This is a genomic window from Mesorhizobium sp. M0185, assembly GCF_040322175.1.
Lineage (GTDB): Bacteria > Pseudomonadota > Alphaproteobacteria > Rhizobiales > Rhizobiaceae > Mesorhizobium.
The window spans coordinates 22,780-46,226 of sequence record NZ_JAMYSY010000027.1; the positions used below are offsets into that span (position 1 = coordinate 22,780).

General features: G+C 59.7%; 21 protein-coding genes and 1 pseudogene. 13 read left to right on the forward strand and 9 right to left on the reverse strand.

Annotated elements, in window-relative coordinates; genetic code table 11:
• Positions 1 to 26: 26 nt before the first annotated feature.
• Positions 27 to 224 (forward strand): annotated as a pseudogene (locus NKJ20_RS20735) (ArdC-like ssDNA-binding domain-containing protein); the annotation flags it as partial.
• Between the two features lie 377 nt (positions 225 to 601).
• Here the strand turns inward: NKJ20_RS20735 and NKJ20_RS20740 are convergent.
• Positions 602 to 1,282 (reverse strand): OmpW/AlkL family protein, encoded by a 681-nt coding sequence (locus tag NKJ20_RS20740; protein WP_352746556.1) that lies wholly within the window; start codon positions 1,280 to 1,282, stop codon positions 602 to 604.
• Positions 1,283 to 1,639: 357 nt separating this feature from the next.
• On the opposite strand from NKJ20_RS20740, the gene NKJ20_RS20745 reads away from it, so the two are divergent.
• The 7 genes from NKJ20_RS20745 (at position 1,640) to NKJ20_RS20775 (ending at position 8,261) form a co-directional block, all read left to right on the forward strand.
• Positions 1,640 to 1,765 (forward strand): hypothetical protein, encoded by a 126-nt coding sequence (locus NKJ20_RS20745; protein WP_352618636.1) that lies wholly within the window; start codon positions 1,640 to 1,642, stop codon positions 1,763 to 1,765.
• Positions 1,766 to 2,368: 603 nt separating this feature from the next.
• A complete protein-coding gene (locus NKJ20_RS20750) occupies positions 2,369 to 2,632 on the forward strand; it encodes an iron-sulfur cluster assembly accessory protein (RefSeq protein ID WP_352746476.1) in 264 nt (87 codons plus the stop codon).
• A gap of 246 nt (positions 2,633 to 2,878) precedes the next feature.
• A complete protein-coding gene (locus tag NKJ20_RS20755; protein WP_352746479.1) occupies positions 2,879 to 4,183 on the forward strand; it encodes a lysine N(6)-hydroxylase/L-ornithine N(5)-oxygenase family protein in 1,305 nt (434 codons plus the stop codon).
• Complete coding sequence (locus NKJ20_RS20760) at positions 4,180 to 4,644, forward strand: FAD-dependent oxidoreductase (RefSeq protein ID WP_352746482.1); 465 nt, start codon at positions 4,180 to 4,182, stop codon at positions 4,642 to 4,644. The genes NKJ20_RS20755 and NKJ20_RS20760 overlap by 4 nt, the downstream gene beginning before the upstream one ends.
• 45 nt (positions 4,645 to 4,689) lie before the next feature.
• A complete protein-coding gene (locus tag NKJ20_RS20765; RefSeq protein WP_352746485.1) occupies positions 4,690 to 5,469 on the forward strand; it encodes a phytanoyl-CoA dioxygenase family protein in 780 nt (259 codons plus the stop codon).
• Positions 5,470 to 5,630: 161 nt separating this feature from the next.
• A complete protein-coding gene (locus tag NKJ20_RS20770; protein ID WP_352746487.1) occupies positions 5,631 to 7,808 on the forward strand; it encodes a class I tRNA ligase family protein in 2,178 nt (725 codons plus the stop codon).
• A 129-nt stretch (positions 7,809 to 7,937) separates the two neighbouring features.
• Positions 7,938 to 8,261: a hypothetical protein gene (locus tag NKJ20_RS20775; RefSeq protein WP_352746490.1), complete on the forward strand. Its 324-nt coding sequence runs from the start codon at positions 7,938 to 7,940 to the stop codon at positions 8,259 to 8,261.
• Positions 8,262 to 8,633: 372 nt separating this feature from the next.
• Here the strand turns inward: NKJ20_RS20775 and NKJ20_RS20780 are convergent, their stop codons facing one another.
• From NKJ20_RS20780 to NKJ20_RS20790, 3 genes are all read right to left on the reverse strand, one after another.
• Positions 8,634 to 10,091: an NAD-dependent succinate-semialdehyde dehydrogenase gene (locus NKJ20_RS20780; protein ID WP_352746558.1), complete on the reverse strand. Its 1,458-nt coding sequence runs from the start codon at positions 10,089 to 10,091 to the stop codon at positions 8,634 to 8,636.
• 509 nt (positions 10,092 to 10,600) lie between these two features.
• Positions 10,601 to 12,022, reverse strand: coding sequence for a M16 family metallopeptidase (locus tag NKJ20_RS20785; RefSeq protein WP_352746491.1), 1,422 nt, complete (start codon positions 12,020 to 12,022; stop codon positions 10,601 to 10,603).
• Between the two features lie 953 nt (positions 12,023 to 12,975).
• Positions 12,976 to 13,203: a hypothetical protein gene (locus NKJ20_RS20790; protein ID WP_352572122.1), complete on the reverse strand. Its 228-nt coding sequence runs from the start codon at positions 13,201 to 13,203 to the stop codon at positions 12,976 to 12,978.
• A gap of 373 nt (positions 13,204 to 13,576) precedes the next feature.
• On the opposite strand from NKJ20_RS20790, the gene NKJ20_RS20795 reads away from it, so the two are divergent.
• A complete protein-coding gene (locus NKJ20_RS20795) occupies positions 13,577 to 13,789 on the forward strand; it encodes a cold-shock protein (protein ID WP_023679670.1) in 213 nt (70 codons plus the stop codon).
• Positions 13,790 to 14,016: 227 nt separating this feature from the next.
• On the opposite strand, the gene NKJ20_RS20800 is transcribed toward NKJ20_RS20795, so the two are convergent.
• Entirely contained in the window at positions 14,017 to 14,487 is a 471-nt protein-coding gene (locus NKJ20_RS20800) for a Ros/MucR family transcriptional regulator (protein ID WP_352452644.1), read from the reverse strand.
• Between the two features lie 560 nt (positions 14,488 to 15,047).
• Here NKJ20_RS20800 and NKJ20_RS20805 point away from each other — a divergent pair.
• Both NKJ20_RS20805 and NKJ20_RS20810 read left to right on the forward strand, forming a co-directional pair.
• Positions 15,048 to 15,368, forward strand: coding sequence for a DUF982 domain-containing protein (locus tag NKJ20_RS20805; RefSeq protein ID WP_352746494.1), 321 nt, complete (start codon positions 15,048 to 15,050; stop codon positions 15,366 to 15,368).
• Positions 15,369 to 16,150: 782 nt separating this feature from the next.
• Positions 16,151 to 17,206 carry a cytochrome-c peroxidase gene (locus NKJ20_RS20810; protein WP_352746495.1) on the forward strand — a complete coding sequence of 352 codons (1,056 nt, stop codon included), beginning with the start codon at positions 16,151 to 16,153 and terminating at the stop codon, positions 17,204 to 17,206.
• 277 nt (positions 17,207 to 17,483) lie between these two features.
• On the opposite strand, the gene NKJ20_RS20815 is transcribed toward NKJ20_RS20810, so the two are convergent.
• From NKJ20_RS20815 to pdxR, 4 genes are all read right to left on the reverse strand, one after another.
• Positions 17,484 to 17,813 carry a helix-turn-helix domain-containing protein gene (locus NKJ20_RS20815; RefSeq protein WP_023679674.1) on the reverse strand — a complete coding sequence of 110 codons (330 nt, stop codon included), beginning with the start codon at positions 17,811 to 17,813 and terminating at the stop codon, positions 17,484 to 17,486.
• A 439-nt stretch (positions 17,814 to 18,252) separates the two neighbouring features.
• Positions 18,253 to 18,960, reverse strand: coding sequence for a B3/B4 domain-containing protein (locus NKJ20_RS20820; RefSeq protein WP_352458254.1), 708 nt, complete (start codon positions 18,958 to 18,960; stop codon positions 18,253 to 18,255).
• A gap of 215 nt (positions 18,961 to 19,175) precedes the next feature.
• Positions 19,176 to 19,328 carry a hypothetical protein gene (locus tag NKJ20_RS20825; protein WP_352650871.1) on the reverse strand — a complete coding sequence of 51 codons (153 nt, stop codon included), beginning with the start codon at positions 19,326 to 19,328 and terminating at the stop codon, positions 19,176 to 19,178.
• 87 nt (positions 19,329 to 19,415) lie between these two features.
• Positions 19,416 to 20,921 (reverse strand): MocR-like pyridoxine biosynthesis transcription factor PdxR, encoded by a 1,506-nt coding sequence (gene pdxR, locus NKJ20_RS20830; RefSeq protein ID WP_352746560.1) that lies wholly within the window; start codon positions 20,919 to 20,921, stop codon positions 19,416 to 19,418.
• Between the two features lie 74 nt (positions 20,922 to 20,995).
• Here pdxR and NKJ20_RS20835 point away from each other — a divergent pair, with 74 nt between their 5' ends.
• Positions 20,996 to 22,228, forward strand: a complete 1,233-nt coding sequence (locus NKJ20_RS20835; protein WP_352746498.1) for a trans-sulfuration enzyme family protein — start codon at positions 20,996 to 20,998, stop codon at positions 22,226 to 22,228.
• 52 nt (positions 22,229 to 22,280) lie between these two features.
• On the forward strand, positions 22,281 to 23,183 hold the full coding sequence (locus NKJ20_RS20840; protein ID WP_352746500.1) for a dihydrodipicolinate synthase family protein: 903 nt from the start codon (positions 22,281 to 22,283) through the stop codon (positions 23,181 to 23,183).
• Positions 23,184 to 23,447 lie beyond the last annotated feature (264 nt).

Below are 23,447 nucleotides of genomic sequence, written 5' to 3' on the forward strand. Positions count from 1 at the left end.
GCGATTGGCGAGCGGAGGATGAGACGATGCATGCAAACAGCAAGCGTACCCCCAGCGGAGAGGCTGGCGCAGGCAAGGGCGGGCGCCCCGGCGCCAGCCTTTATCAGGAGATCACGGACCGCATCATTGCCGAGCTGGAGCGCGGCACCGTGCCATGGGTCAAGCCATGGGGCAGCGCAAAGGCAGGCCTTGGCCTGCCGAGGAATGCGTCCACTGGGCGCCAGCCACCGCTCCTGCAGCAAAAGAACAGCAGCTGTCGCAGCATGGCTGAACAAGGGACATCTTGTCGGCGTCGAGGAGCTCCGTGCTCGCCTTACGCAGGCGCATGCTCTGACATGATGTCCGGGAGACTGATGCCGGGCATTCCATCAACAATACCCAACAGCCATCCTGATCCGAAGCGCATCTAAGCACGTCCATTTCAGGCGGTAGTCGAGGCCGCATTGACCAGGGGTACCTTCTTGGTCCGCTGGAGGAAGGCGGCCGCCCGTAGACAAAGGCTTCTTTAAGTGTCGCCCGTGCAGGGACGACCGTAAAAAAGGGCGCACGAGGCGCCCTTCATTTCCGATCGGCTATCAGCAGCCGCCTTCACCTTTCGTTGTTAGAAGCGGTAGGTGACACCTGCGCCTATCAACCAGGGATCGAGCTCCGCCTTTCCCGTCAGCTTCGCGCCGTCGACCGTGACGTCGAAGTCTGGCTTGAGAAAAAGCTTCTTCACGTCGAAGTTGACGCCCCAGTGCTGATCCACCATGTAGTCGAATCCGACCTGCAGCGCGGTGCCGAACGTGTTCTTAACCTTGAGAGCATCGGCGCTGCCGGCATCCTGGTTATAGAATATCGTGTAGTTCACGCCGGCGCCGACATAGGGCTTGAAAGCGCCGAGATCGGTAAAATGATACTGCAATGTGAGCGTAGGCGGCAGCAGCCAAACCTTGCCGATCTTGCCAAGCCCGCCGATCGTTCCTTGGCCGTCGATGTTGGCGTAGGTGGTGCCGAGTATGAGCTCCGTGGCGATGTTGTCCGTGAAGAAATAGGAGATATCGAGTTCCGGCGTCACCGTGTTTGAATAAGAAAGATCGGAGCCGGGCACTGCATTGACGTAGCCCGAATCCTGAGTGACGACCCCCAACGCACGCAGGCGGATCTGCCAAGGGCTTGGCGCTTCCGTGACCGAGGCTCCCGCCTGCGGGACGCTCGCCGCTTGCGCAAGGTCCGCCGCGACGGCCTGCTGTCCCATCACGATGAGGACAACGGCCGCTGCTACTCCCCGCGCAGCCCGCATTTGGTTTCTCGCCATGATATTCTCTCCTTGCTCTTCAAAGATGTGGACTGAATTACGAAAAATCTTGCTCGAATTGCTTGATATTGGCGGAGCGCTCATGCCCAGTTTGCTTCGCGGCTGCGACCGCATGTTCGGCGCGCATGATCATGGGTGATTTCTCCTCTTTCCGTGCCGCAGCGCGTTTTGCGGACTGCGCTGCAGGTGTCGTGCCAAATGAGAAAATCATTTCATAACAATGCGATCACCCTGATGGCGCTGTGTCTCATGTCCGACATCGTCGAAGATCCGACAACGAACGCAGCCGTGACCGCCTGATAGAACCTCCTGTGCCACTCGGTGGGCAATGCGGAATAAGCAGTGAAGCTCACCGCGAAACTGCCCGAGCTTCGGATCGACATCGGCGACGGGGCCATTCCGACCACGACGTCGCCGGTGTCGGGCGCGGCACAGCCTGAAGACTCCGCGGCGGCGATCATCGAATAGCTGCGTTTACGATGGCTCCATCTTGGCCCACCGGTGGGCGCGCAAAAGGCTGCTTTGCGGCCTCATCCCTTTGCCTGGATTGAGTCGCAGGGACCGAATGGCGCACGTGCTTTTGGAACCGGCAGAGTGGTCATGACGCAATTGTCTTCCGGCTATTTTTACCGAGATTCGACAATCCAGTTGGTGAAGGTCCCATATCGCGCAATCATTGATGCGCTTTGGTCTGGGCATGCGCCCATCCGCAAGCATCTCATCAAGAGCACCGATCCGACACCAACATAGAGAATTGCTTCCCCATGAGAGAGGCCTCGCGGCGGACATGAGCTTGCGTCACTCTTCATGATCGCGGCCTCCGAGGACGTCGGGATCGAGCAACGGCACGATAGGGCGAAGGATCTGGCAGCTCTTGCAACTGCCGACCTCGATGGACAAGGTATATCGCGATCTGTCCGGCAGAGACACAGGGTTCTGCACTGTCCGTTCATGAAGACGTCGTGCTGGTCTCCATAAGAGAAGTATTCTGGTGCAGAAAGTGCCCGATTAGCTATTCGGAAAAAGGCGACATCGACGTGCAAATCGAGCGCCGCCGTGAGTCGTCCCTCAATGTCGGATTTCCGACAGGATCGCAAATCAGCCAACCCATTGTTAAATAAAGTTTTCCTTCTCTGGCACGGCCCATGCATGGGACTCTGCGAACGCATCAGCGAGACGTCGTCCATGATCATGCGCACCGAAAATGCCGTCGCCGCAGTGAAAACCGCGCTCTCGCCTGCCATCAAGCCGCCGAAAGGCCGGCGCGTCATGGTCGAGGCGGGCGATTGCGCCGGCTTCAAACACCTTAATGGGCCTGGAAAGCTCCTCGCGTGACGGCGACGCGGGCATCCAGACGGGCGGAAAGGACATACGTCGTTGCCCCACGTCGCCGGCCTGATCCGTCGATTGTCACCGTGCTGGAATGCTCGGGTCTACATTCGACGACCCGAACGCGCTGGACAAATTCTCGCAAAGCCGGTCGGGACCGGGGCTCGAAACGTCCGCGAGGGGGCCCAATGGCTATGGCCGATATTCGCCGCGAACAAGCCGCCTAGTGGGAAGACTCTATAGGAGGAAGCAGTGGAGTTATCTTGCGTTGGGGTCGGTGCCGGGCCGTCTAATTTGAGCCTTGCGTGTCAGATACACGAGCAAGTTGGGCAAGGGGCACTGTTCCTGGATCGGCAGGTCGACTTCCGCTGGCATCCAGGCATCGCATTCGATTCCTCGGAGCTCCAGGTGAGCCACTTCAAGGATCTGGTCACACTGGTGAATCCGCGATCAGCGTACACTTTCGTAAACTTCCTGCACGAGAACGGGCGTTTGTACCACTTCCTGAACGCACAGTTCGAGGCTGTGTTCAGAGCTGAGTTTGAGCAGTACCTGAACTGGGCCTTCCACAGGAACCCACTTGTCCATGGCGGCGAGACCGTGCACGAAATCCGCTTTGACGGCGCGTTTCGGGTGCGGACCGATAACGCGGTTCTCGGCGCCAGAAACGTCGTGGTTGGCATCGGCAAGCAGGCGCAAATTCCGCCTCAGTTTCAGGGCTGGACTGGATGCAACCTGTTCCACTCATCTGTTTTACTGCACATCCATCCCGAGGTGCGGAGAAAGCATGTCTGCCTGGTCGGCGGAGGCCAGTCGGGAGCCGAGGTGATGTTGCATCTTGTCGGCCTGCCGAAAGAACGGCGGCCTGCCTCGATCACTTGGGTCTCGCAGCGCGAAAACTATCTGCCTCTGGACAACAGCCCGTTCACAAACGAGTTGTTCATGCCCTGCTTTTCGGATCGTTTCGCGGCGATGAGCGAGTCGCAGCGTAAGCTGCTCCTGCGGCGTTTCGTGCTTGCCTCGGACGGCATTTCGGAAAGCACGTTGCGCGCGATCTATCAGGCGCTGTACCGCCACGCATTTGTCGAGCCAAACCGATGCGACATCACACTGCGGCCGGGCTGCACCGTCTCGCACTGCATCAACGCCGGACCGGGTCACAGGCTGACCCTGCAGCACGGCATGGACGAGGTCGAAGAAGTCACGGCTGACATCGTCATCCTGGCCACCGGTTACGAGAACGCGGTGCCAGACTTCTTGGAACCCATCGCGCACCGGCTGGAGCAGATCGACAATGAATTAGCTATTCGCGAGGATTTTTCGGTGAGCTGGGACGGACCGCGTGACAGACGCATCTTCGTACAAAACGCGAGCCTCGGGCAGCGCGGCCTGGCCGATCCGAACCTAAGCCTGCTGGCCTGGCGCGCGCGCCGCATCCTCGATAGCCTTCTTGGGCGCGCGCCATGCGCGAACCCCGAGCATCCTAGCTTCATCAGCCATACCTCGATCGAGAGCTGGCCCGCCTCCGCAGCCGAAGAAATGGGCAGCGGGATATGACTCGTAGACTTTTGATCATCGGCGGTGGCATCCTAGGAATGATGTCCGCCTCCGCTGTGGCGAAGGCCGGAGGCTTCTCCGAAATTATCGTGATCGAACAAGCCCTTGGACCAAGCGGCGCATCGCATTATTCTGGGGGCGTGCATTTCCCCTACGGTTGTCAAGACCGTACCAGGTCGCTCACTCGAAAGAGCGCCGTGGTCTTGGCGGCCATGGCTGGGTCGGCGGTCAGCGGATGGTGCCGGCCTTTAGCGATGCGTGTCGTGGCTGGACCGGGTGAAGCGATTGATCCGGCCCAGTTTACGGAACCCCTGGACCCGGCTGAGCCTGACATAGGCAGTCTCGCGCCGAGCTTCTGCGGGCAATATCCGCCGGAGCGGAACGCACTTAGCATCGCCGTCCCACATGACGTGAGTCCGTCTCTGTGGACCCGCAACTTGACCAGCGCCCGACTGCCCTAATTGGGATGTCCGACCAACCAGTCTTTCCAACAGGAGGCTTTTCGCATGTTGACTGATGCACAAAGAGAAAAGTGGCAGAAAGACGGATACCTCAGGCTCGAAAGATTCTTCGCTCCAGCGGCTCAGGAAGATATCTCTATTTTTGTCGAAGACATGTCACGCTGGGATGTCAGCGATGATAAATGGCTCATGTGGTTCGAGAAGACGACGGACAATCGAAAGATCATCTCCAAGATCGAGAATTTTCTCGACTTCCATGATCCATTGCGTCGTTTGCTCTTAGAAGATCAGCGCATAAAGTCAGCGGTCGAGGATTTGCTTGGCGAAGATTCGCGCAGGCTCAAGGAGTTGCTGATTTTCCACTACCCCGACAGCGGCGGCTATCTCCCGCATCAGGACATTTATCACATTCCACACAAACTCCCCGACCGGATGGTTCATGCGGTGGTTGCCATAGGCATCGACGACTCCGACCCGGAAAACGGCGGGCTTTTCTTCAGCCCCGGCAACCACAAGAAGGGGGTGTTTCCCATGGATGCCGGTGGGGTGATCGATCCTCAAGTCGCCGAAATGTTCTCCTGGGAACCCGTAGTATGGAAGGCTGGCGACATCTTCATCTTCGACGATTACGCACCGCACTACTCACGACCGAACAAAAGCAATCGTTCGCGGCGGACACTCTACTTGGTGTTCCAGCGTGCTTCAACCGGTGGACCGACCCGCGCTGAATATAACGTGCTTAAGCGTGCCCTTAACCCGCCCGAGGGCAAAGTGGCCGATCTCGACAAACTCAAGCCCCCAAATGGCATTTTCTATCGCGATTGAGCTCACGCAGCCAGGCGGAGGCATGCACATGAAACTGATCGACCGCTCAAAAATGCGCGGAGAGTATGGCGTTCTGATTTGCGGGCTCGCGGAGCATCGACCGCAGCCCGTTACGACGCTTCGGCACGTGGATTGTGGAGGTGGTCGCAGGGCGGTCTTCTGTGACGCCTACAGCCCGACTGGCGCCCCCCTCGTCGCCCGCCTGGCGGCCCAGAGCTGCATTATCCTGGCCGGGGGCGCCAACGGGTCGGGCTACCGTTTCTCTCCAAAAATTGCACGGGAGACTGTTGCGTTGGCAGCCGAAGATCCCACTGCTTCAACAGCTTAGGTTCGTCATGCGCAAATACAGGTTTTCTCGAACGGAGCTGTCGCGGGCGTTCGGTATCGACATGGCCACGCTTGGAACGGGAAGCGCTCGCACGGGGTTTTCATTCGGAAAGGTTGGACCCGGCGTCACATCCGAGCCCCATCGACACGACGAAATCGAGGCCTTCGTGATCCTGTCAGGATCGGGCAAGGTCAGGACCGACCTTGGGGAAATTTCGGTCGAGGCGGGCGATGTCGTTCTGTTCCACCCTTTTGAAGCGCATGTGCTGCGCAACGACGGAAACGAAGACCTAGATTTCGTCGATGTCTACTGGCGAGACGGCGAGGCCGCCCTCGATGCCGCTGCAAAGACCACGGCTCCACGCGGGCCGATCTTCGTCTTCTCCACGCCGCCAACGCCAAATGGCGATCTGCATCTGGGGCATCTTTCTGGCCCCTATTTCGGCGCCGACGTCTATACTCGTTTCCTGCGCATGAAAGGAGTCGAAGCATATCACCTCACTGGAAGCGATGATAACCAGAGCTACGTCACGATACGCGCCGATGCCGATCAATCGACGCCTGCAAACGTGGCACGCTACTACGCCGACGAGATTCGCGCCACGCTTGCACTGCTCGATTGTGACGTCCACAGCTTCCAACCCACAATGGGCGATGACGGTTACGGCGAGTTCCAAGCCGCGTGTTTCCGCAGTCTTCTGAGCAGCACGGCGGTAGATCTGCGCCAGAGCCCTGCGCTTTTCGATGCTGTGACAGGCCACTATCTTTACGAGCCGGATGTTAGCGGCCTCTGCCCCGATTGCGGCGGCTCCGCCGGTGGCAACATCTGCGAGGAATGCGGCGCCCCAAACCTTTGCCACGACTTGGGTGCAGCCCGGTCACGGCAGTCTGCCGAGGCGCCGCTTGTCGGCTCCGTCCGCCGCCCGGAACTTGCCTTGGACCGATGCTACGACAATATCGACCGGCATCTAAGGGCATCGGGCGTCCCGCTACGGATCTTGGATCTCTTCGCGCGCCTACGCCGACGCGGCAACTTTTCAGTGCCCATTACCCACCCCTCGGACTGGGGCCTGCCGGCCGAAGGGTTCCCGGGGCAAGTGATCTGGGTCTGGCCGGAAATGGCCTTCGGTTTTCTTTACAACATCCAGGCGCTCGGCCGCTTGCTGGGTCGCGACTGGAAGGCGGAGATGCCCGGCAACGACTGGCAGATTGTCCATTTCTTCGGCTTCGACAATTCGTTCTACCACGCGCTACTCTACCCCGCTCTTTACGCCGAGGTCTTCTCCCACTGGACGCCACGCATCCACTATCACGTCAACGAGTTCTACCTGCTCGACGGCAAGAAGTTCTCAACCAGCTGCCGCCATGCGGTCTGGGGCAAGGAGGTTCTGAGCCCAAAGACAGTCGACGTCGTGCGCCTCCATTTGGGCCTGACACGCCCGGAAGGTGAGCGGACGGATTTCACGCTGGAGGCGCTGCGCCGCACCGAGAACGAGGTGTTCCAAGGGATTTGGCTGAACTGGCTTGATGCGTTGAACCAGGAAATCAAGCAGGATTTTGCCGGCCGTGTACCCGATGCAGGCGACTGGAGCCCGGTCGACCGCGCCTTCTTTGCTCGGATAGAGATCTATCGCGCGGCGATGGATCGCGCCTATTCGGACGAAGGCTTCTCGGTCCGGCGCGCGGCCGCTCAGGTCTGCGATTTCGTGCGCGATTGCGTGATCTACCGTCGGGCGCGAGACTATGCGGCGGCGCGACGTTTCTATCCCGCCCGCAATCGGACTTCGCTAGCCCTTCAGACGTCGGCCGCTGCGATCCTGGCACCGACACTCGCTCCGCTGATGCCCCGATTCGCCAGAACGCTGGCGCGAGGCATCGATGGCGTATCAACCGAAACATGGCCCCGGTCCGTCCAGCGCCTTGCGCCCGGGACGCGTTTTGATCTCGGACCCGTGTTGGTGTTCTACGCCAAATCCGGCAATCCTCATCTCGATGAGGAGGAAGCACTATGAGCCCAAAGGTGCACCAGTAAGCTATCCCAATCTCGACCAGATCTGCGCGGCAATCAAAGCCGATGATACCAAATATCTTTACTCGCTGTCACTGGCGACCCAACCCGCTATCAGACGGTAGAGACCAGATTGGCGGACCTGAACCAACGCATCGTCGACACCCTGGCCCGCGCCTTCGAGGACCGCTCGGCCGATCGCTTCCCAGCCCTTGCTGTTTCGTGCCGCAAATGCCGTGTGGGCTCGACTGCGCTGACCAACCTCTTCGGCAACGCGGGATTTCCGTCCTCCAGCCGGTCAAGACTGTCATGCGGTTCGAGGCGCTTGGTCAACCCTGGCGCGCCCTGGATCGTGCGCCGATCACCGGAAATGTCGAATGCGAATGCCTGCCTGATGGTATCTTTGTCCGAGCCTGTACTGGCGCGGCAGTCGGCCGAAGAACAACTGAGCTATTGACGATCGGAAGGTAGCAGGTTCAAAATTCTGCCTCAGAAACCGGATATTGCGCACAACCAGCGTTCACGATCGCGATGGTGTACAAGCTTCCAACCAGACCCGTGCAAAGACAGCCCGTCGCCTGAAGATAGTCGGCGAGGGCCGCCAAATCCCTCGCAAGCGTATCCTCCCTCACATGCACGCCGTCTTCGCCGACGATGCAGACGCTTGTCTCGTCGAGAGATAAGTCCAGCCAGGGTGCTCCTTCAGGATGCGTGTTTGCTCGGGTACGGAGCCGCCCCTCAGTTCCCAATTGAGGAGCGATCCTACAATTCACATATTTGGAGATCGCTCGCTAGGTTATCCGGTCTGTGAACCCTGCAAGCCGAAAATTCAGATGCCGCCCATGCAGAGATATTTCATTTCGAGGTAGTCCTCGAGGCCATGGCGGGATCCCTCCCGCCCGATGCCGGACTGTTTTATCCCACCGAACGGCGCCGCTTCTGAAGACATCCGGCCGGTATTTACCCCGACCATTCCATATTCCAAGGCCTCGGCCACACGCCAGACACGCTTCAGGTTGGAGGCATAAAAGTAGGCCGCGAGGCCGTAGATCGTGTCGTTAGCCTCACGCACGACCTGATCCGCATCTTTGAAGCGAATAATCGGTGCCAGCGGCCCGAATGTCTCTTCTTGCGCGACGGTCATCTCGCTGGAGACACCGGTCAGGACTGTCGGTTGGAAAAACGTGCCATTCGTGCCGATGCGTTTGCCCCCGCATCGAATTGCGCCGCCTTTGGCGACGGCATCGGCAATATGGGATTCGATCTTGGCCAAAGCGTGCTTGTCGATGAGCGGTCCGATGTCCACTCCGGGAGCGAAACCGTCACCAACTTGAAGTTGGCGAGCCCGTTGCACGAATTTCTCGACGAACTCGTCGTGAACGCCCGACTGGACGTAAAGGCGGTTCGCCGAAACGCAGGTCTGGCCGGCATTGCGGAACTTCGCCTGGACCGCACCGTCAACCGCGGCATCGATATCGGCATCATCGAAGACGATGAAAGGTGCATTGCCGCCGAGCTCAAGGCTGACTTTTTTGATCTGGTCCGAGCACTGGCGCATGAGCAGGCGCCCGATCTCAGTCGACCCGGTGAAGCTGATCTTGCGGACCTTGGGATTGGTACAAAGTTCGCGGCCGACCGCGTCACCTTCGGACGCATAGATCAGGTTGACGACGCCTTCGGGAAAGCCAGCCTGATGGGCGAGGGCGAACATTGCTCCCGCCACGAGCGGCGTCTGTTCAGCGGGCTTGAGGACGATCGTGCAGCCCGCCGCCAAGGCTGGCGAGATTTTGCGCGCCACCATCGAGGCCGGGAAATTCCATGGCGTTATCGTGCCAACAACTCCGATGGGCTGCTTGATTACCAGCATTCGGCGGTCCATCGATGGTGCGGAGATCGTCTCGCCATAGACGCGATTGGCCTCCTCGGCGTACCATTGCAGATACGCCGCAGCATGCGATATCTCCGACTTGGCTTCTGCAAGCGGCTTGCCCATCTCCGCGGTGAGAATCTCGGCGAGATCGTCGGCGTGGTCGATGATCAACTGATGCCATCGCCATAGAACGTCGCTGCGCTCACGTGCGGTCAACCCTGCCCATCCAGGCTGAGCGACATAGGCCTTGTCGATCGCAGCGCATGTCTCCTCGACACCCATGTCGGGTAGTTCTGCCAGCACTTCGCCAGTCGACGGGTTGAGGACCTCGAATGTCCGCTCGCTAGTCCGCGTGCCAAGTGCCGGCAGGCGATCAATGGGTCCAAACAGGTCAGGGGATCTCAGGTGACGAATCATCGGCAGGCACAGGGGCAATACCGGATTCCTCCTCAACGCAGCAGGTATATATAGCAGGTGCGGTGTGTACTCCGCGACGTCCGGGTTCCTTATAGGGCCTCGGCCAGACAGCTGATAGACCACGGTACCCAACTGGAAAGGGAGAATACCTGAATACGCTAGAAGATGCCTCGCGGTTCTACTAGTCGAACGATTGAACAACGGACATCGGCTTCGCCAGCCGCGCGGAGTGGATGCTGGTGGCCTGCGCCTAAAATCTGCGGACCACGAATCGGCGACTCGATCGACTCGAAGAGAGGCTGGCCTGAGGAGGAGCGCACCCCAATAATGACGCCTGAACCGGCAAATGCCTGGCAAGGCCCGCGAAAACCGCTCCTCGCGGCTTTAAACAGATCCCGTTTACCGGGCGAGCGCCCGCAAGATGAGAAAGAGGATGGAGAGGAACAGGGTGGTGAAGGCGCGCCGAGGGAAGACCGGCCGGCGCATTTGCATGGGGATGGAGCTCATGATCAATTCCCCGCCTGTTGCTGCGGCAAAAGATAGCCTGTGGTCGAATGGTCGAGCACCAGATAACGCGCGGCGACCGCCTTGACCTCGTCGGTAGTGACCTTGCGGACGCGGTCCGGCCTCTCGAGCACGTCCTTCACATTGCCACCGGTGGTGAGCGTCTTGCCATAAATGTTGGCGATGTGGTCCAGCTCGTCCTGCGCAAAAATCACCGAGCGGATATAGCGGTCTTTGGCCTTGTCCAGCTCGTCGCTGGTGACGCCATCCTTGGCGATCCGGGCGACTTCGGCAAAGGCCGCCGCTTCGAGATCGACGAGCTTTGCATCGCCGCGCGGCGAGCCGGAGATGGTGAAATTGGTGTCGTCTAGCATGGTGCCCTGGAAGGAGGCGCCGGCCGCCGAGGCTATGCCTTGCTTGACGACAAGCTCCTGATAGAGCCGGCTGCGGTTACCGCCGCCGAGGATCTCGGCCAGCAGGTCGAGCGCCTCGGCCTCGCCGGGCTCTGCCGTATGATAGGACGGCACCACCCATTGAGTGGAAAAGCTCGGCACCGAAACGCGCGCATCGGTCAGCGTCACTGTGCGCCTGGTGTTCTGCTCCGGCTCGACCGGGCGGTTGCGCGGGGGCAGGTCCGGCCCGCGCACAACCTTGCCATAGGTCTTCTCGGCCAGCGCCTTCACCGCCTCAGGCTCTACGTCGCCGGCCACCACCAGCACGGCGTTGTTCGGTCGGTAGTATTTGTTGTAGATGGTGAATGCGTCGGTGCCGTTCAGCTTCTCCATCTCCTGCATCCAGCCGATGACCGGAATGCGGTAGGGCTGGTTCTGCCGCAACGTCGCGTTGACCTCCTCATCCAGCAAAGCCTGCGGGTTCGTCTCTCTGTGCCAACGGCGCTCCTCCAGGATCACGTCGCGCTCGGTCTTGATATCATCGTCGTTGAGGATGAGGTTGAACATGCGATCGGCCTCGAAGCCCATCATCTCACCCAACGCCGAGGGCGCCACCGTCTCGAGGAAGGTGGTGTAGTCATAGGCGGTGAAGGCGTTATTGTAGCCGCCAATGGCTGACACAGCTCGGTCGAACTCGCCGGCGGCGTGGTTGGTTGTCGCCTTGAACATCAGATGCTTGAGGAAATGGGCAAGGCCGGATTTGCCGGGTGGCTCGTCGGCGCTGCCGATCTTGTACCAGACCATATGAGTGACGATCGGCGCGCGGTGATCGGGGATGACGACCACTTCCATGCCGTTGTCGAGCAGGAAATCCGTCACCTTGCCGCCGTCGGTGGCGGCCAGAGCCGGAGTGGTTGTCACCAGGGCCAGCGCGGTGGCAATGAACGCCTTGCGCAGCCAGGGGGACGATCGATGGCTCCCGTTGTGGTGGCTGGTCGAAAGGCAAGCTTCGAGGCAAAGTGATTTGTTCCTCATTTTGATGAAGTCGCTGCGTCCCCGTCTCCCCGCGTGGGAGGATCGGGGGGCAGCGCCGAGCCAAATGAACAAGCTCTTCATGGTGCCAGGCCCTACTCGAGCCTCATCTTTGGATGAACCCAGGAGACGTGCGGCAGTATTTCTTGGTGAGGTGATCATGGGACGGATTCTCCTTGGTCCGCGACGCCTTGCGGATGACCAAGCATGCACCGTGCCAGATCAGAAAACCGTTCGAGGCAGTGGACAAATCGGGCTCTGCCATGTTGCGCATCCAACATTGTCTGACATCGGACAGGGCCGAACGCGACGCGCGCGCGGCTGAGAATATCTTCTTCGTTCGGAAGACGATTGGGCGCGCTGCCGGGGAGGGGTATAGGATGCGCTTCGAATGGCCGCTGCACTGACAGTGAGAATGGAGATGTTGGCCAGCGGAACCCTGTCCTCGACAGCCAGACCGGGTCGATGTTGAAGGGCAGAGGCGTGAGCAGCCCAGCCAACTCGAGCGCGGAGCCTGCTCGCGCTAGGACGGATCTGATCCAAAAATCGGCGAGTTGGGCGATATCCGCGAGGCGCTGGAAAACGAAGATCGTAGGACTCAGGCGTGAAAAAACGATGCGGTTGCGCGCTTCTGGTGTAATGCGCCTGCCGCGAGGCCGTTGAGCCTGATGAGTTGCTGCGGGAAAGGGGAGTGTTTGCGCGGGACCTTGGTCAAACGTGAGAAACACCGTCGAGCTCGCCGTGGATGGGGGCATGCAGGCACGTTTGTCGCTGGAGGACAGCAGCACGGAAGCTGTCCGCGCTTGCCGTCGTCGCTGGGTACCAAACAGGAGAATTTGGCGGTCGCGATCGAATTCATCTGCGTAAATACCGCCTGGCTGTGCTCGGTTTGCCGGCGAGCAGATTTTGCCTTCTTTGCGGCTGCAAACGCATCCCTGCCGGCGTGGTCCCTAAGGTCAAGAGCATCGGGTGAGTAACAGCCTGATCCTGCTCAATCTGATGCGCGCCAACCGCCTCGCCGGATTGTGGAACCGCTCGCGGGTAGCTTCTATCACAAACAGCAAGGTCATGAAATCAAGTAGGAAGTCGTCGATCGCTTGGGCGATTGTTTCTGACTTGCCCTTGAACTGGTCCAGCAAAACGCGCGCGTTATCGATCGCTTCCACGCTGGTGGCATCGATCAACCCCTCGACCCTCTTGAAACAATCCAATTCGAAACTCCTTCAAGCGCTTGCCAAGCCGTTATGCACGAAGGTAGCTCCGTGAACTACCCGGCCTTTGACCTGGCGGCACGAGCAGCGGTCGGCCTTACGTCCCGTGCCTCCAAGCACCAGCCCTAGACGTGGCGCTGAGGAGCGTTGGAAGGATCGGGCGCTTCCGGCCATGCTCGAGCGGTAGTGTAGGACAGTGCTTGCTGGCGACTACGGCCAAAATGGAGTGCGCCAGCTGATCGGGGCTTAACAATTTTTCGCTTTTTGCTGCGCCCAAGTCTCGGCTATGAGTCAGGCAGGCCAAATGGCCTGCCCGACGTTGCAATTGTTAAGGAGGAACACGTATATGCCTACTGGAACGGTAAAGTGGTTCAACAGCACCAAGGGGTTTGGATTTATCCAGCCCGACAATGGCGGTCCGGATGTTTTCGTCCACATTTCCGCTGTCGAACGCGCGGGCCTCTCGACCCTCGCTGACGGCCAGAAGATCAACTATGAGATCGAGCAGGATCGCCGCACCGGCAAATCCTCCGCTGGCAGCCTCAGCAAAGCTGGTTGAAATTTTCTCCTGCGTCCTGGCAAGAGTGGGCGCGTAGGTCCGGAGGTCCTCACGGCCGCTCGATAGGAGCGAGCAAAAACTGAGGGCAGCAGATTGCTGCAGGCGTCGCGAATTCCTCATGAAACAAAAAAGGAAGGCGGGGTTGGCCCCGCCTTTTTATATGACGATATGACGCGCAGATTAAGCCGATGGCTGCAACGCTCCAGAACGAATCTCCATTGCCGAAATCAAGCCGCGACCTTCTTGCGGGTTCGCTTCGTCGGCGCCGGCTCCGGCGCTTCCGGCGCTTTCGGTTTGCGGCCGAGCCCCATTGTCTTGGCCAATGACGAGCGCGCCGCGGCGTAGTTCGGCGCGACCATGGGATAATCCGCCGACAAGCCCCATTTGGCCCGATATCCATCCGGCGTTAGCCCATAGTGGGTCGACAGATGGCGCTTTAGCGATTTGAATTTCTTCCCGTCCTCAAGGGAGATGATGTAGTCCGGTGTCACCGACTTCCTGATCGGGACTGCAGGCGTAAGGGCAACCGGCTCTTTTGCAGAGACACCTTCCGCCGTCCCTTTCAGAGCCGCGTGCACTTGGCCGATGAGGGCAGGGAGATCCCCCACCGGGATCGGATTGTTGGAGACATAGGCTGAGACGACATCGGCCGTGAGCTCGATGAGGGTGTTGATGTTTTTTTCGGCTTCTTCTGTCATGAAACTCTCCAGGCGGCGTGAAACACAGTCGGCGAAGCGTCGCTTCATAGTGGCGGTCTCCGCTGAAAGCAACCAAGGTCTCGACAGGATTATTGCGATGCTCGTCCAGCGAGATCTATGGCGCAGTATCGCGCCGTCATGACCGTTGATGCGTTCCGTTGTTGGCGACCTGCCGCGGTGCTTGCGCATTTTCAGGCGCGTCTCGGCCGTAAGCTTTGCGCCAAAATGACCAGTAATCTCGAAACGAAGCGGGCTATTCCTGTTTCGCCATTCTCTTTTTGGCTGTGAAATCGATGGCAGAGCAGTGGCCGCTTCCTGGTGGCGCGTGGAGGAACTATCAAGCGTTGATTCGCAATGGTCGAAACGATCTAGATTCATCCGGTGAGCCGCTCTTGCAGCAGGATGTTAGGGATTGACCCGCTGGCAAACCGAGGACATCACGCCGCTGCTTTGCTATTGAACCGCTATCGCTGTGACAACACATTCCGCAATGGTGGGCGGGTGTAGAGGAGGCGCCTGTTCACGCAAAACTAGCGGTTTCAGCAGGTCGGGAGGAACGAATGAGCTCAGGGACTTTCAGCAGCCCACTTTTCGTAAGGCGTGCAGCGCACATCGTGCAAGAGATTGCCAGTCCTGCGGATGCTATCGATTTTCTCAACGAATGGCCAGAAGATCGCAGAGACCGGATCTACGAAGCCGCCCTCAGGGCGTGCTTTGATGCATACAACGGACGAAAACCTGCGAGCGCAGCGCGCAAGGCTGTTTTCCGCTTTGCGAAACAGGTCGCCATATTGGAAGATGCAACCTCGGCGATGCAATGGCTCGCTGCCTGCATGTCGGGCAATGGAAAAGCGCAATATAGGCGCCGCAGTCGTGTGTGAGGCTGGAGCGGGTACGCCGACGAGGTTATTGTGTCGAGATTTCGCCGGCATCTGGAGCGTAGTGTAGCGAACAAACAATATTTTGCGGCGCTATGGCGATGTTTATCATCTTGTTGTATTTGTAAATCAGCTATCTCGCGATAGGATTGCAACGCCTCCGGTGTGAAAATCACTGCGTGGGACTTGGTTCTCAAATTCATGACGGTAAATTGCCGTGTAATGATTGCAAAGCAGTTGTCCCATCGAAGCAAGATGATAAACGAAGCCAAAATTGTGCTCCGTCGTCTGCCAATATTCGCTCTATGGAGGCCTACAAGCCAATTAAAACAGCTACTCGGGCGCCTCTGAAATTCGTGTAATTCTGCTCACCCCAAACGGCCCTCTACAGTCGAAATAAGATCGTCCCGCAAAGGTGCTACAAGACACTATCGCGGATCGATTTGGGCCAAGGTCGATCTGGCGAAGGCAGGCGGAAGTCGAGCAGGACCTGCTGCGGAACAGATAACCGGCCCCAAACCGAATCCGACACGGTGGCCCCGATTTCTTCATAGTTGAAGGCGCAGAGAGAACCGGAGCACGGCTCCGGCGCCGCCGCTTGCCGAGCAGCGATCCTCCGCCTCCCAAAATCCAATCGAGAAGAGCGTTCAATTCCGGGACGGTCCAAGCTCTGCCGCAAAAACAGGTGTCAGACCCCCGGTCCTCTCCCGCAACTGATCTAGCGCAGGGCGTTCATGAGCCGCATATCCCAGAGTGGCTGCGTGCACGACGCAGCGAGATCATTTATGAAAATCCTATTCAGTACGATGGCTGTCCCCTTGCTGACGGCCACCGCCTTTGCTGCGGATTCGATCCCCGCAGACCTCAGAGAAACGGCAATGGCCACTTTCAAGGCTTTGCCACCCACCACGCCGGCAGTCGCCAACAACCCGATCACCCCGGAAAAGATCGCTCTCGGCAAGGCACTGTTCTTCGATCCACGCGTCTCTGCGTCAGGCGTCTTGTCGTGCAACTCGTGCCACAACCTGGCCACCGGCGGCGACGACAATCACGAAACCTCGATCGGCCATGGTTGGCAGAAGGGACAGCGCAACGCGCCGACTGTACTGAACGCTGTCTTCAACATCGCCCAGTTCTGGGATGGTCGTGCCGAAGACCTGAAGGCTCAGGCGAAGGGACCGGTCCAAGCCGGGATCGAAATGGCCAATACACCGGGCCAAGTCATCACCACGCTCAAGTCCATGCCGCAATATGTCGAGTGGTTCGATGCAGCTTTTCCGGCTGAAGCCGATCGGGTCACCTTCGACAACCTCGCCAAGGCAATCGAAGCCTTCGAGGCGACACTGGTCACGCCGGCCCCCTTCGACAGTTTCCTGAATGGCGATGACGCCGCCATGAGTTCCGAACAGAAACAGGGCCTGGCGCTTTTCATGGACAAAGGCTGCTCGTCCTGCCATGGCGGTATCAACGTTGGTGGGCAAGCCTATTACCCATTCGGCCTCGTGGAACAGCCCAGCGCCGAGGTCCTGCCGGAAAAAGACAAGGGCCGATTTGCGGTCACCAATGCAGCCGACGATTCCTATGTTTTCCGCGTGGCGCCGCTGCGCAACGTTGCACTCACCGCGCCATACTTTCATTCGGGCAAGGTTTGGGATCTGAAACAGGCCGTTGCCATCATGGGAACCACCCAGCTTGGCGTGGTGCTGGCGGACGAAGAAGTCGACCTGCTTGTTGCCTTCCTCAACTCGCTGACCGGAAAGGCACCCGAGGTCGCCTATCCCATCTTACCCGCCGAAACGGCGACAACACCCCGGCCTATAACGCAGATCTTAGGAAAATAAACGGCCAGCTGACTGCCGAACATCGCAATTGACAATGATTGCGACTTTTACTGGACGAGACGAGTCGCGACGTCCATGAGAACGCAAATGGCTCGTTTCCAAAGTGCAGACACTGCTTCCGTCACCAGCTCGTTGCGATGGAATCATGTTTGGGATCTGGCGTGCGACATGCCAAGGAAGGCGTCTGACGCATGAGGCTCGCGCGCTGTCGATACCGCGCGGCGGCCGGCCATCGCGCTGGCGGCCGAATTGCCGCGCGCCGAAGTGATCGGCCCCCTTAGGGCGAAGGGGCAGCCACTCCGTCCTCCATGTCCAGCGATTCTTCGACTGCTTCCGGATTCCGGGCGATGGTCCAAAGGAGAGTATTCGCCGCTGCATCCGGTTTCGAGCGACCTTGCTCCCAGTTTCGAAGCGTTGCCAGATCGAGGCCATACCTCACTGAGAATGCCTCCTGAGAGAGCTTCGTGCGATCCCGGACTTCGCGAACACTTATCGGCCGCGGCGCATGAACCTTCGCGATCACGCCTGCGGACGACAGTTCATTCTTCAGTGCCAATAGGTCGTCGACGCAAGGAACCGTCACGAACGCCTTGCCGTGATCGACCATCTCCGTGAGTATCGCGTGGGCCGTCCTGAGCGGCAGCTGTCTCTTAACGAGAATCCGGGCGGCCTCAGGAGTATTCGCGCCGTGAAGAAAACTGAGGCTCAGTCGGACGGGAGAGCCTGACGACACCGGGACGACGTCCCGGGTTCGCACCCGTTGTCCGTACCGCTCCATCAATTTCGATGTAGTCGACATTAAGCTTCTCCGCGATCACTCGACCGAGCTTGCGCAATTTGGACCATCCCCACTGGAGGCATCGCGATAAAAGTACGCCAAACAACGCTAAGGGAGAACAAGCAGTGATCTGATTTCGTTCGACGCTCGTTTTCGAGAGCCGTTCTGGGTCGTTCGCAATCAACTGTGTAGGCCAGCGGAGCGAGCAAGGAGCGCCAGATCCGGACAGGGCTGAGTGGGGTGTTTCTCCGAAAGATGGGGCCATGCCCTAAGGAACACGAGATGTAGTGGACTCGTCGATCCGCGCGGTTTCGATTCGCGCACCCGGGCACAACGCTTGGATAAGTCCCATCAAATGCTCTCCGGTGGCCGTCATCTGTTTAGCTGACATTGGGCCGAGGGCTTCCAGCACGAGCCACATGGCGCGGGTATCGACCGTGACCATGGTGCGCCGCCCCTGCCGCCAGTTCCAGCGGCGGCACGTGACACCGGCATCATCGCACCAGATGACTTCGCCCGGTTCAGGATGCTCGGTTACCATTTCACCTTGCTGGATCGTGTCGAATGGCTCCGCTCCCTTCGCAATTAAAAGTCTCGGGACCCCCTGGTAGAGATCGAGATCCTCCCCGCCAATCGGAACGCCATACAACACGCTGACGGCATTGTAGGCATCAACCAGTGGGGATATCCGCGGGAGAGAGCCATCTTTCCGCACCCGCTTGAGAAGCGCGGCGGCCGAGCACGGCGTTCGATTGGCCTTTGTGCCGAAAGCCTCGTAGGCAACGGCCCACGCCGCAAGATGCGCGTCCCTTTGGGCGTCATCGCGAAGCGCCGCCTGTTCCGCCGCCGCAATCGTGTCGTTCAACGCCTGTGCATCCGGCACGTCGATTTCAGCGTTCCGCACCACAATGCTGATCAGATGAAAATCCGGGTAGCGGGCCTTGATCTCGGGGGCAATCAATGGCGTGAAAGACATGGGATGCTCTTTTCTCATGGGGAGGCTTTGCGCTGCGGGTCGTTCGGGAAATGTTTGAAGAAAGGTGCTTGTCGAGCGTCCAGATCTTCTGGCATCGGCATGGTGCATGCCGCACCATGCGCTGGATAATTCCATCATTCGGCCGTGGACAAGGCCTGGTAGAGATCGTCGATTATCTCTTGCGGGTGCTCGAGCCCGCCTCGGCCGGCAACAAGCTACGCCTCCGCCAGATCCTCCATTTCATAAAAGGCAGCGGGCGCGATATGGATGTGAAGCAGCTTTCCTTGCCGGTTATGCATCGCTCTCGGAAATTCGTCTCGCACGAAAATCTGCCGCCAAACTGGCCTGATCAACAGCGCCAGTTGCATGGCGTTTTCCCAGTCCAGTTGGCTTTGCACGAAATGCGGTTCAGCCCAAGGGTCGGTTTCCTCGCCAGCACGCCACGTCCCGCCGTTTTAGCCACCGTGTCCCGGCAACGCGTCTTGCACCTGCTTGACAACCGCTCGCAGGATCTCAACGCCCTTCTCGATCTGCCGAATGCTCAAGGCGGCATAGCCCATGACAAGCCCCACGCGATCGATGTGGCCTTCGTCCGATTGCCGCTCGTAAAGGGGCGAGATCAGGTGCAGCCCCAGGCCCGCGCCTCGGGCGGCTTCGACCAGGGTCGTTTCCCGCGATCGCGGCAGTTCGTCGAACCAAACGACGACGTGCAGACCGGCCTCTGCTCCCTGGACAGCGATGCGATCGCCGAAGCTGCGCCGCAAGGCGCCCAACAACGTCTCCCGACGCTCGCCGTTCAGCCTGCGCACGCGCCGCACATGGCTTTCGTAGCCGCCACTCTCGATTAAAGAGGCCAGAGCCTCCTGTTCAGCTACCGGCGAATGCCGGTCCGCGAATTGTTTGGCGGTTGCGAAGACCTCCTGCAATTCCGGCGGGACGACGAGGTAGCCGATACGCAGCATCGGCGAGAGCGTTTTGGAGATCGTGCCGAGGTAGATGACAGCCCCGTGGCCCTCGAGACTGTGCAGCGGAGGGACCGGATTGATGTCGTAGCGATATTCGCTGTCGTAGTCGTCCTCGATCACGTAGGCATTGTTGTGCCGCGCCCATTCCAGAAGCTGGTGGCGGCGCGTGATCGGCATGACGCCGCCCAACGGAAACTGATGCGATGGCGTGACATAGGCCAGTCGTGCACCAATCCCCGCCAGCAACTCCGTCTTCATCCCGTCCTCGTCGACGGTGACGGGGACGGGCGAGGCGCCTGTGCTGGCAAAGACCTGACGCGCCATCCTGTAGCACGGATCCTCTATGACGAAGCTGTCGGCGGGATCGAGAAGCAGGCGCGCGCACAGATCGAGGCCCTGCTGCGAACCGTTGACGATGATGATCTGCTCGAGGTCGCAGCTCAGGGTTCGGGCGCGCCAGAGATAGCCCTGCAACGCTTGGCGCAGCCGGCGCGAGCCGCGAGGATCGTCATAGGCAAGACGCAACGGGCGCTGCGCCATCGCCTCGTTCATCGCGCGTTTCCAGATCAATGCAGGGAAATCCGACGGCGCCAGGTCACCATAGCGGAAATCGACCTTCAGCCCAGTCGGCAGATAATCCGGCCAGGGCGGCGTGACGCGCAGTCGGCCCCCATAGGCGGACAGAAGAACCGAGCCGACCCGTTTCGCAGGCGTGCGGCTTGTCTCAGGACCGATCAACGAAGATGCAACGCGGGGTCGTGCGCCTTGACGGACGTCGATGAAACCTTCCGCGGCCAGTTGCTCATAGGCGACCGTCACCGTCGTTCGCGAAACCCCAAGGTCATTTGCGAGGCCTCGGGAGGAAGGCAGCTGACTGCCGGTTTCGTAGACACTTCCGAGGATCTGCTCGCGAAGAGCCTCGTAGATCTGGCGTGCACCCATCGCGTGCGTGCGACCTGCAGAACCGGCACTTGAAGACTGGACCATTTCATTCATCGCCAACTGGATATTTCACATTGGCCAGTTTGCCGTCAATCTTTCGGAAACCCAAGCAAGATCTTAGAGGCCGAATGACCCGCTCCTATCAATCGGAAACCGATGCTCTCACGCGGTCGCTCAACGACACCGGTCCCGGATTCGCCACTCGGGCGATCCATCATGGCTACGATCCCGCCGGCTTTTCCAATGCCGTTCAGCCGCCAGTCTTCTTGACCTCGACCTATGGATTCGAAAGCGTGGCAGCGAACGAGGCCGCCGCCGCGCTTGGCGGAAGGCTCTATGCGCGCGAATACAATCCGACGACGGAGATCCTCGAGCAACGGCTCGCCAATCTGGAAGGAGCCGAGGCAGGTCTGGTCGTTGCCTCGGGGATGGCGGCTTTCGGGACGCTGATCCTGTCGCTCCTGTCCCAAGGCGATGAACTCATCGTCCACAGGACGCTTTATGCGAACACGCTTGCCATGGTCGAACAGGCGGTCCCCCGCTTCGGCATCAAGGTCGTCGCGGTCGACCTGTCCGATCCTCACAATCTCGATGCCGCGATCACCGAGCGGACCCGGCTTGTTTTCTTCGAGACGCCGGTGAATCCGCTGAGCCGCATCCTCGACATCACTGCCATTGCCGAGCGCGCCCACGCGCGCGGTGTAAAGGTTGCAGTCGACAGCACCTTCGCCTCCCCCGCGCTCCAGCGGCCGCTCGAACATGGGGCAGACCTCGTGCTCCACTCGCTGACCAAATACATCAATGGGCACGGCGATGCCCTTGGTGGGGGGATTCTCGGCGACGCGCAAACGCTCCGCACGCTGCACGAAACGGGCCTGCGCTACATCACCGGCGCAGCGCTCTCGCCCATGTCAGCCTTCCTGATCCTGCGCGGTCTGAAGACGCTCACGCTGCGCATGGAACGGCACAGCGCCACGGCCCTTGCGGTGGCTCAGGCGCTCGAGGCGCACCCGGCGGTGGCATGGGTGAGTTATCCCTTCCTCGGCTCGCACCCTGATCAGGTGACGGCGCGAAAGCAGATGTCCCAAGGGTCGGGCATGTTGGCCTTTGGCCTCCACGCTGGGTTCGAGGGCGCGCGGCGGATGATGGACCGGCTCAACCTGATCACCCGGGCTGTCAGCCTCGGCGATGCCGACAGCCTCATCTATCATCCGGCAAGCCTGACCCGTGCTCGTCAGCCGATCCGCAAGGATGCGCATCTGGCCGATGGAGTCGGCGAGGACCTCATGCGTCTCTCGGTGGGTCTTGAAGACGTCGATGACCTAATCGCCGACCTGCGGCGGGCTCTGGACGCCTTGTGATGACCTGTCGTCCGGCCAGTCCTGCGCTCACGCACAAACCTGGAGCCTTGCCATGGCATTCCTGAGCGGTCTTTCCGCGTTTCCCATCACGCCCGCCGATCGTGACGGCCGCGTCGATACCGTTGCTCTGCGCAGGCTGATTGCTCGGCTTGGCGCCGCTCAGGTCGACTCCATCGGTCTTCTCGGCAGCACCGGCACCTATATGTATCTGTCGCGCGAGGAACGGCGACGGACGCTCGCCGAGACCTTGGACGAAATCGCCGGGCGAATGCCGCTCCTGGTGGGTGTGGGCGCGCTGCGCACCGATGAAGCAGTGAGGTTCGCGCAAGACGCCAAGGCCCTTGGAGCTGCCGCGGGGCTGCTTGCGGCCGCCTCCTACACCCCGCTCACTGATGACGAGGTGTTCGAACATTTCTCGACGGTGGCGTGCGAGAGCGGCCTGCCGATCGTCGTCTACGACAATCCAGGAACGACGCATTTCCATTTCACCCCAGCACTCGTCAGCCGCCTGGCAAAGGTGGGTGGGATTGTCGCTATCAAGAATCCGACAGACAAGGGCGATGCGATCAAGAGCCATCTGGCCGACCAGAGGCGCACTGTGCCGGAAGGGTTCTCGATCGGCTACAGCGGCGACTGGAACGCCGCAGAGGCCATGATCGCCGGCGCCGACACATGGTACAGCGTCCTCGCCGGCATCCTGCCCGAGGTCTGCGTGAAGATCGTCACGGCGGCGCAACAGGGCGATGCGGCCGAAGCGCGACGGATCGATGCCACGCTTGCGCCGCTCTGGAGACTCTTCAAGGAGTTCTCGAGCCTTCGCGTCGTCTATGCACTTGCCGAATTGCTCGACATTTGCCGTGCCGACCCCCCGCGTCCCATCCTGCCTCTGCCCTCAGCAGCGAAGCGCCAGATCGCCGCCGCGTTGGAACGCTTGCCATCGGATGTCAACCGGTGAATAGCGAACCCGGCGGCCAGTGAAGGAACCTGTCATGTATGTACCCGCGCATTTCGATGAACCGAGCCGAGAATCGAACTCGACACGTCACAGGGAGAAAACGGTACCCTTTACTCCTGCGCGATTAATACACGTGCCGAAGGAAAGTGCACATTTCGCTCGAGTGACTTATTTCAAAGGATGTGATCGCGTTTTGGCACATTCACAGCCGACATGCGGCAGCCGGTAACTCACCACATGGTGAGCAACCAGGAAACCCTCCGG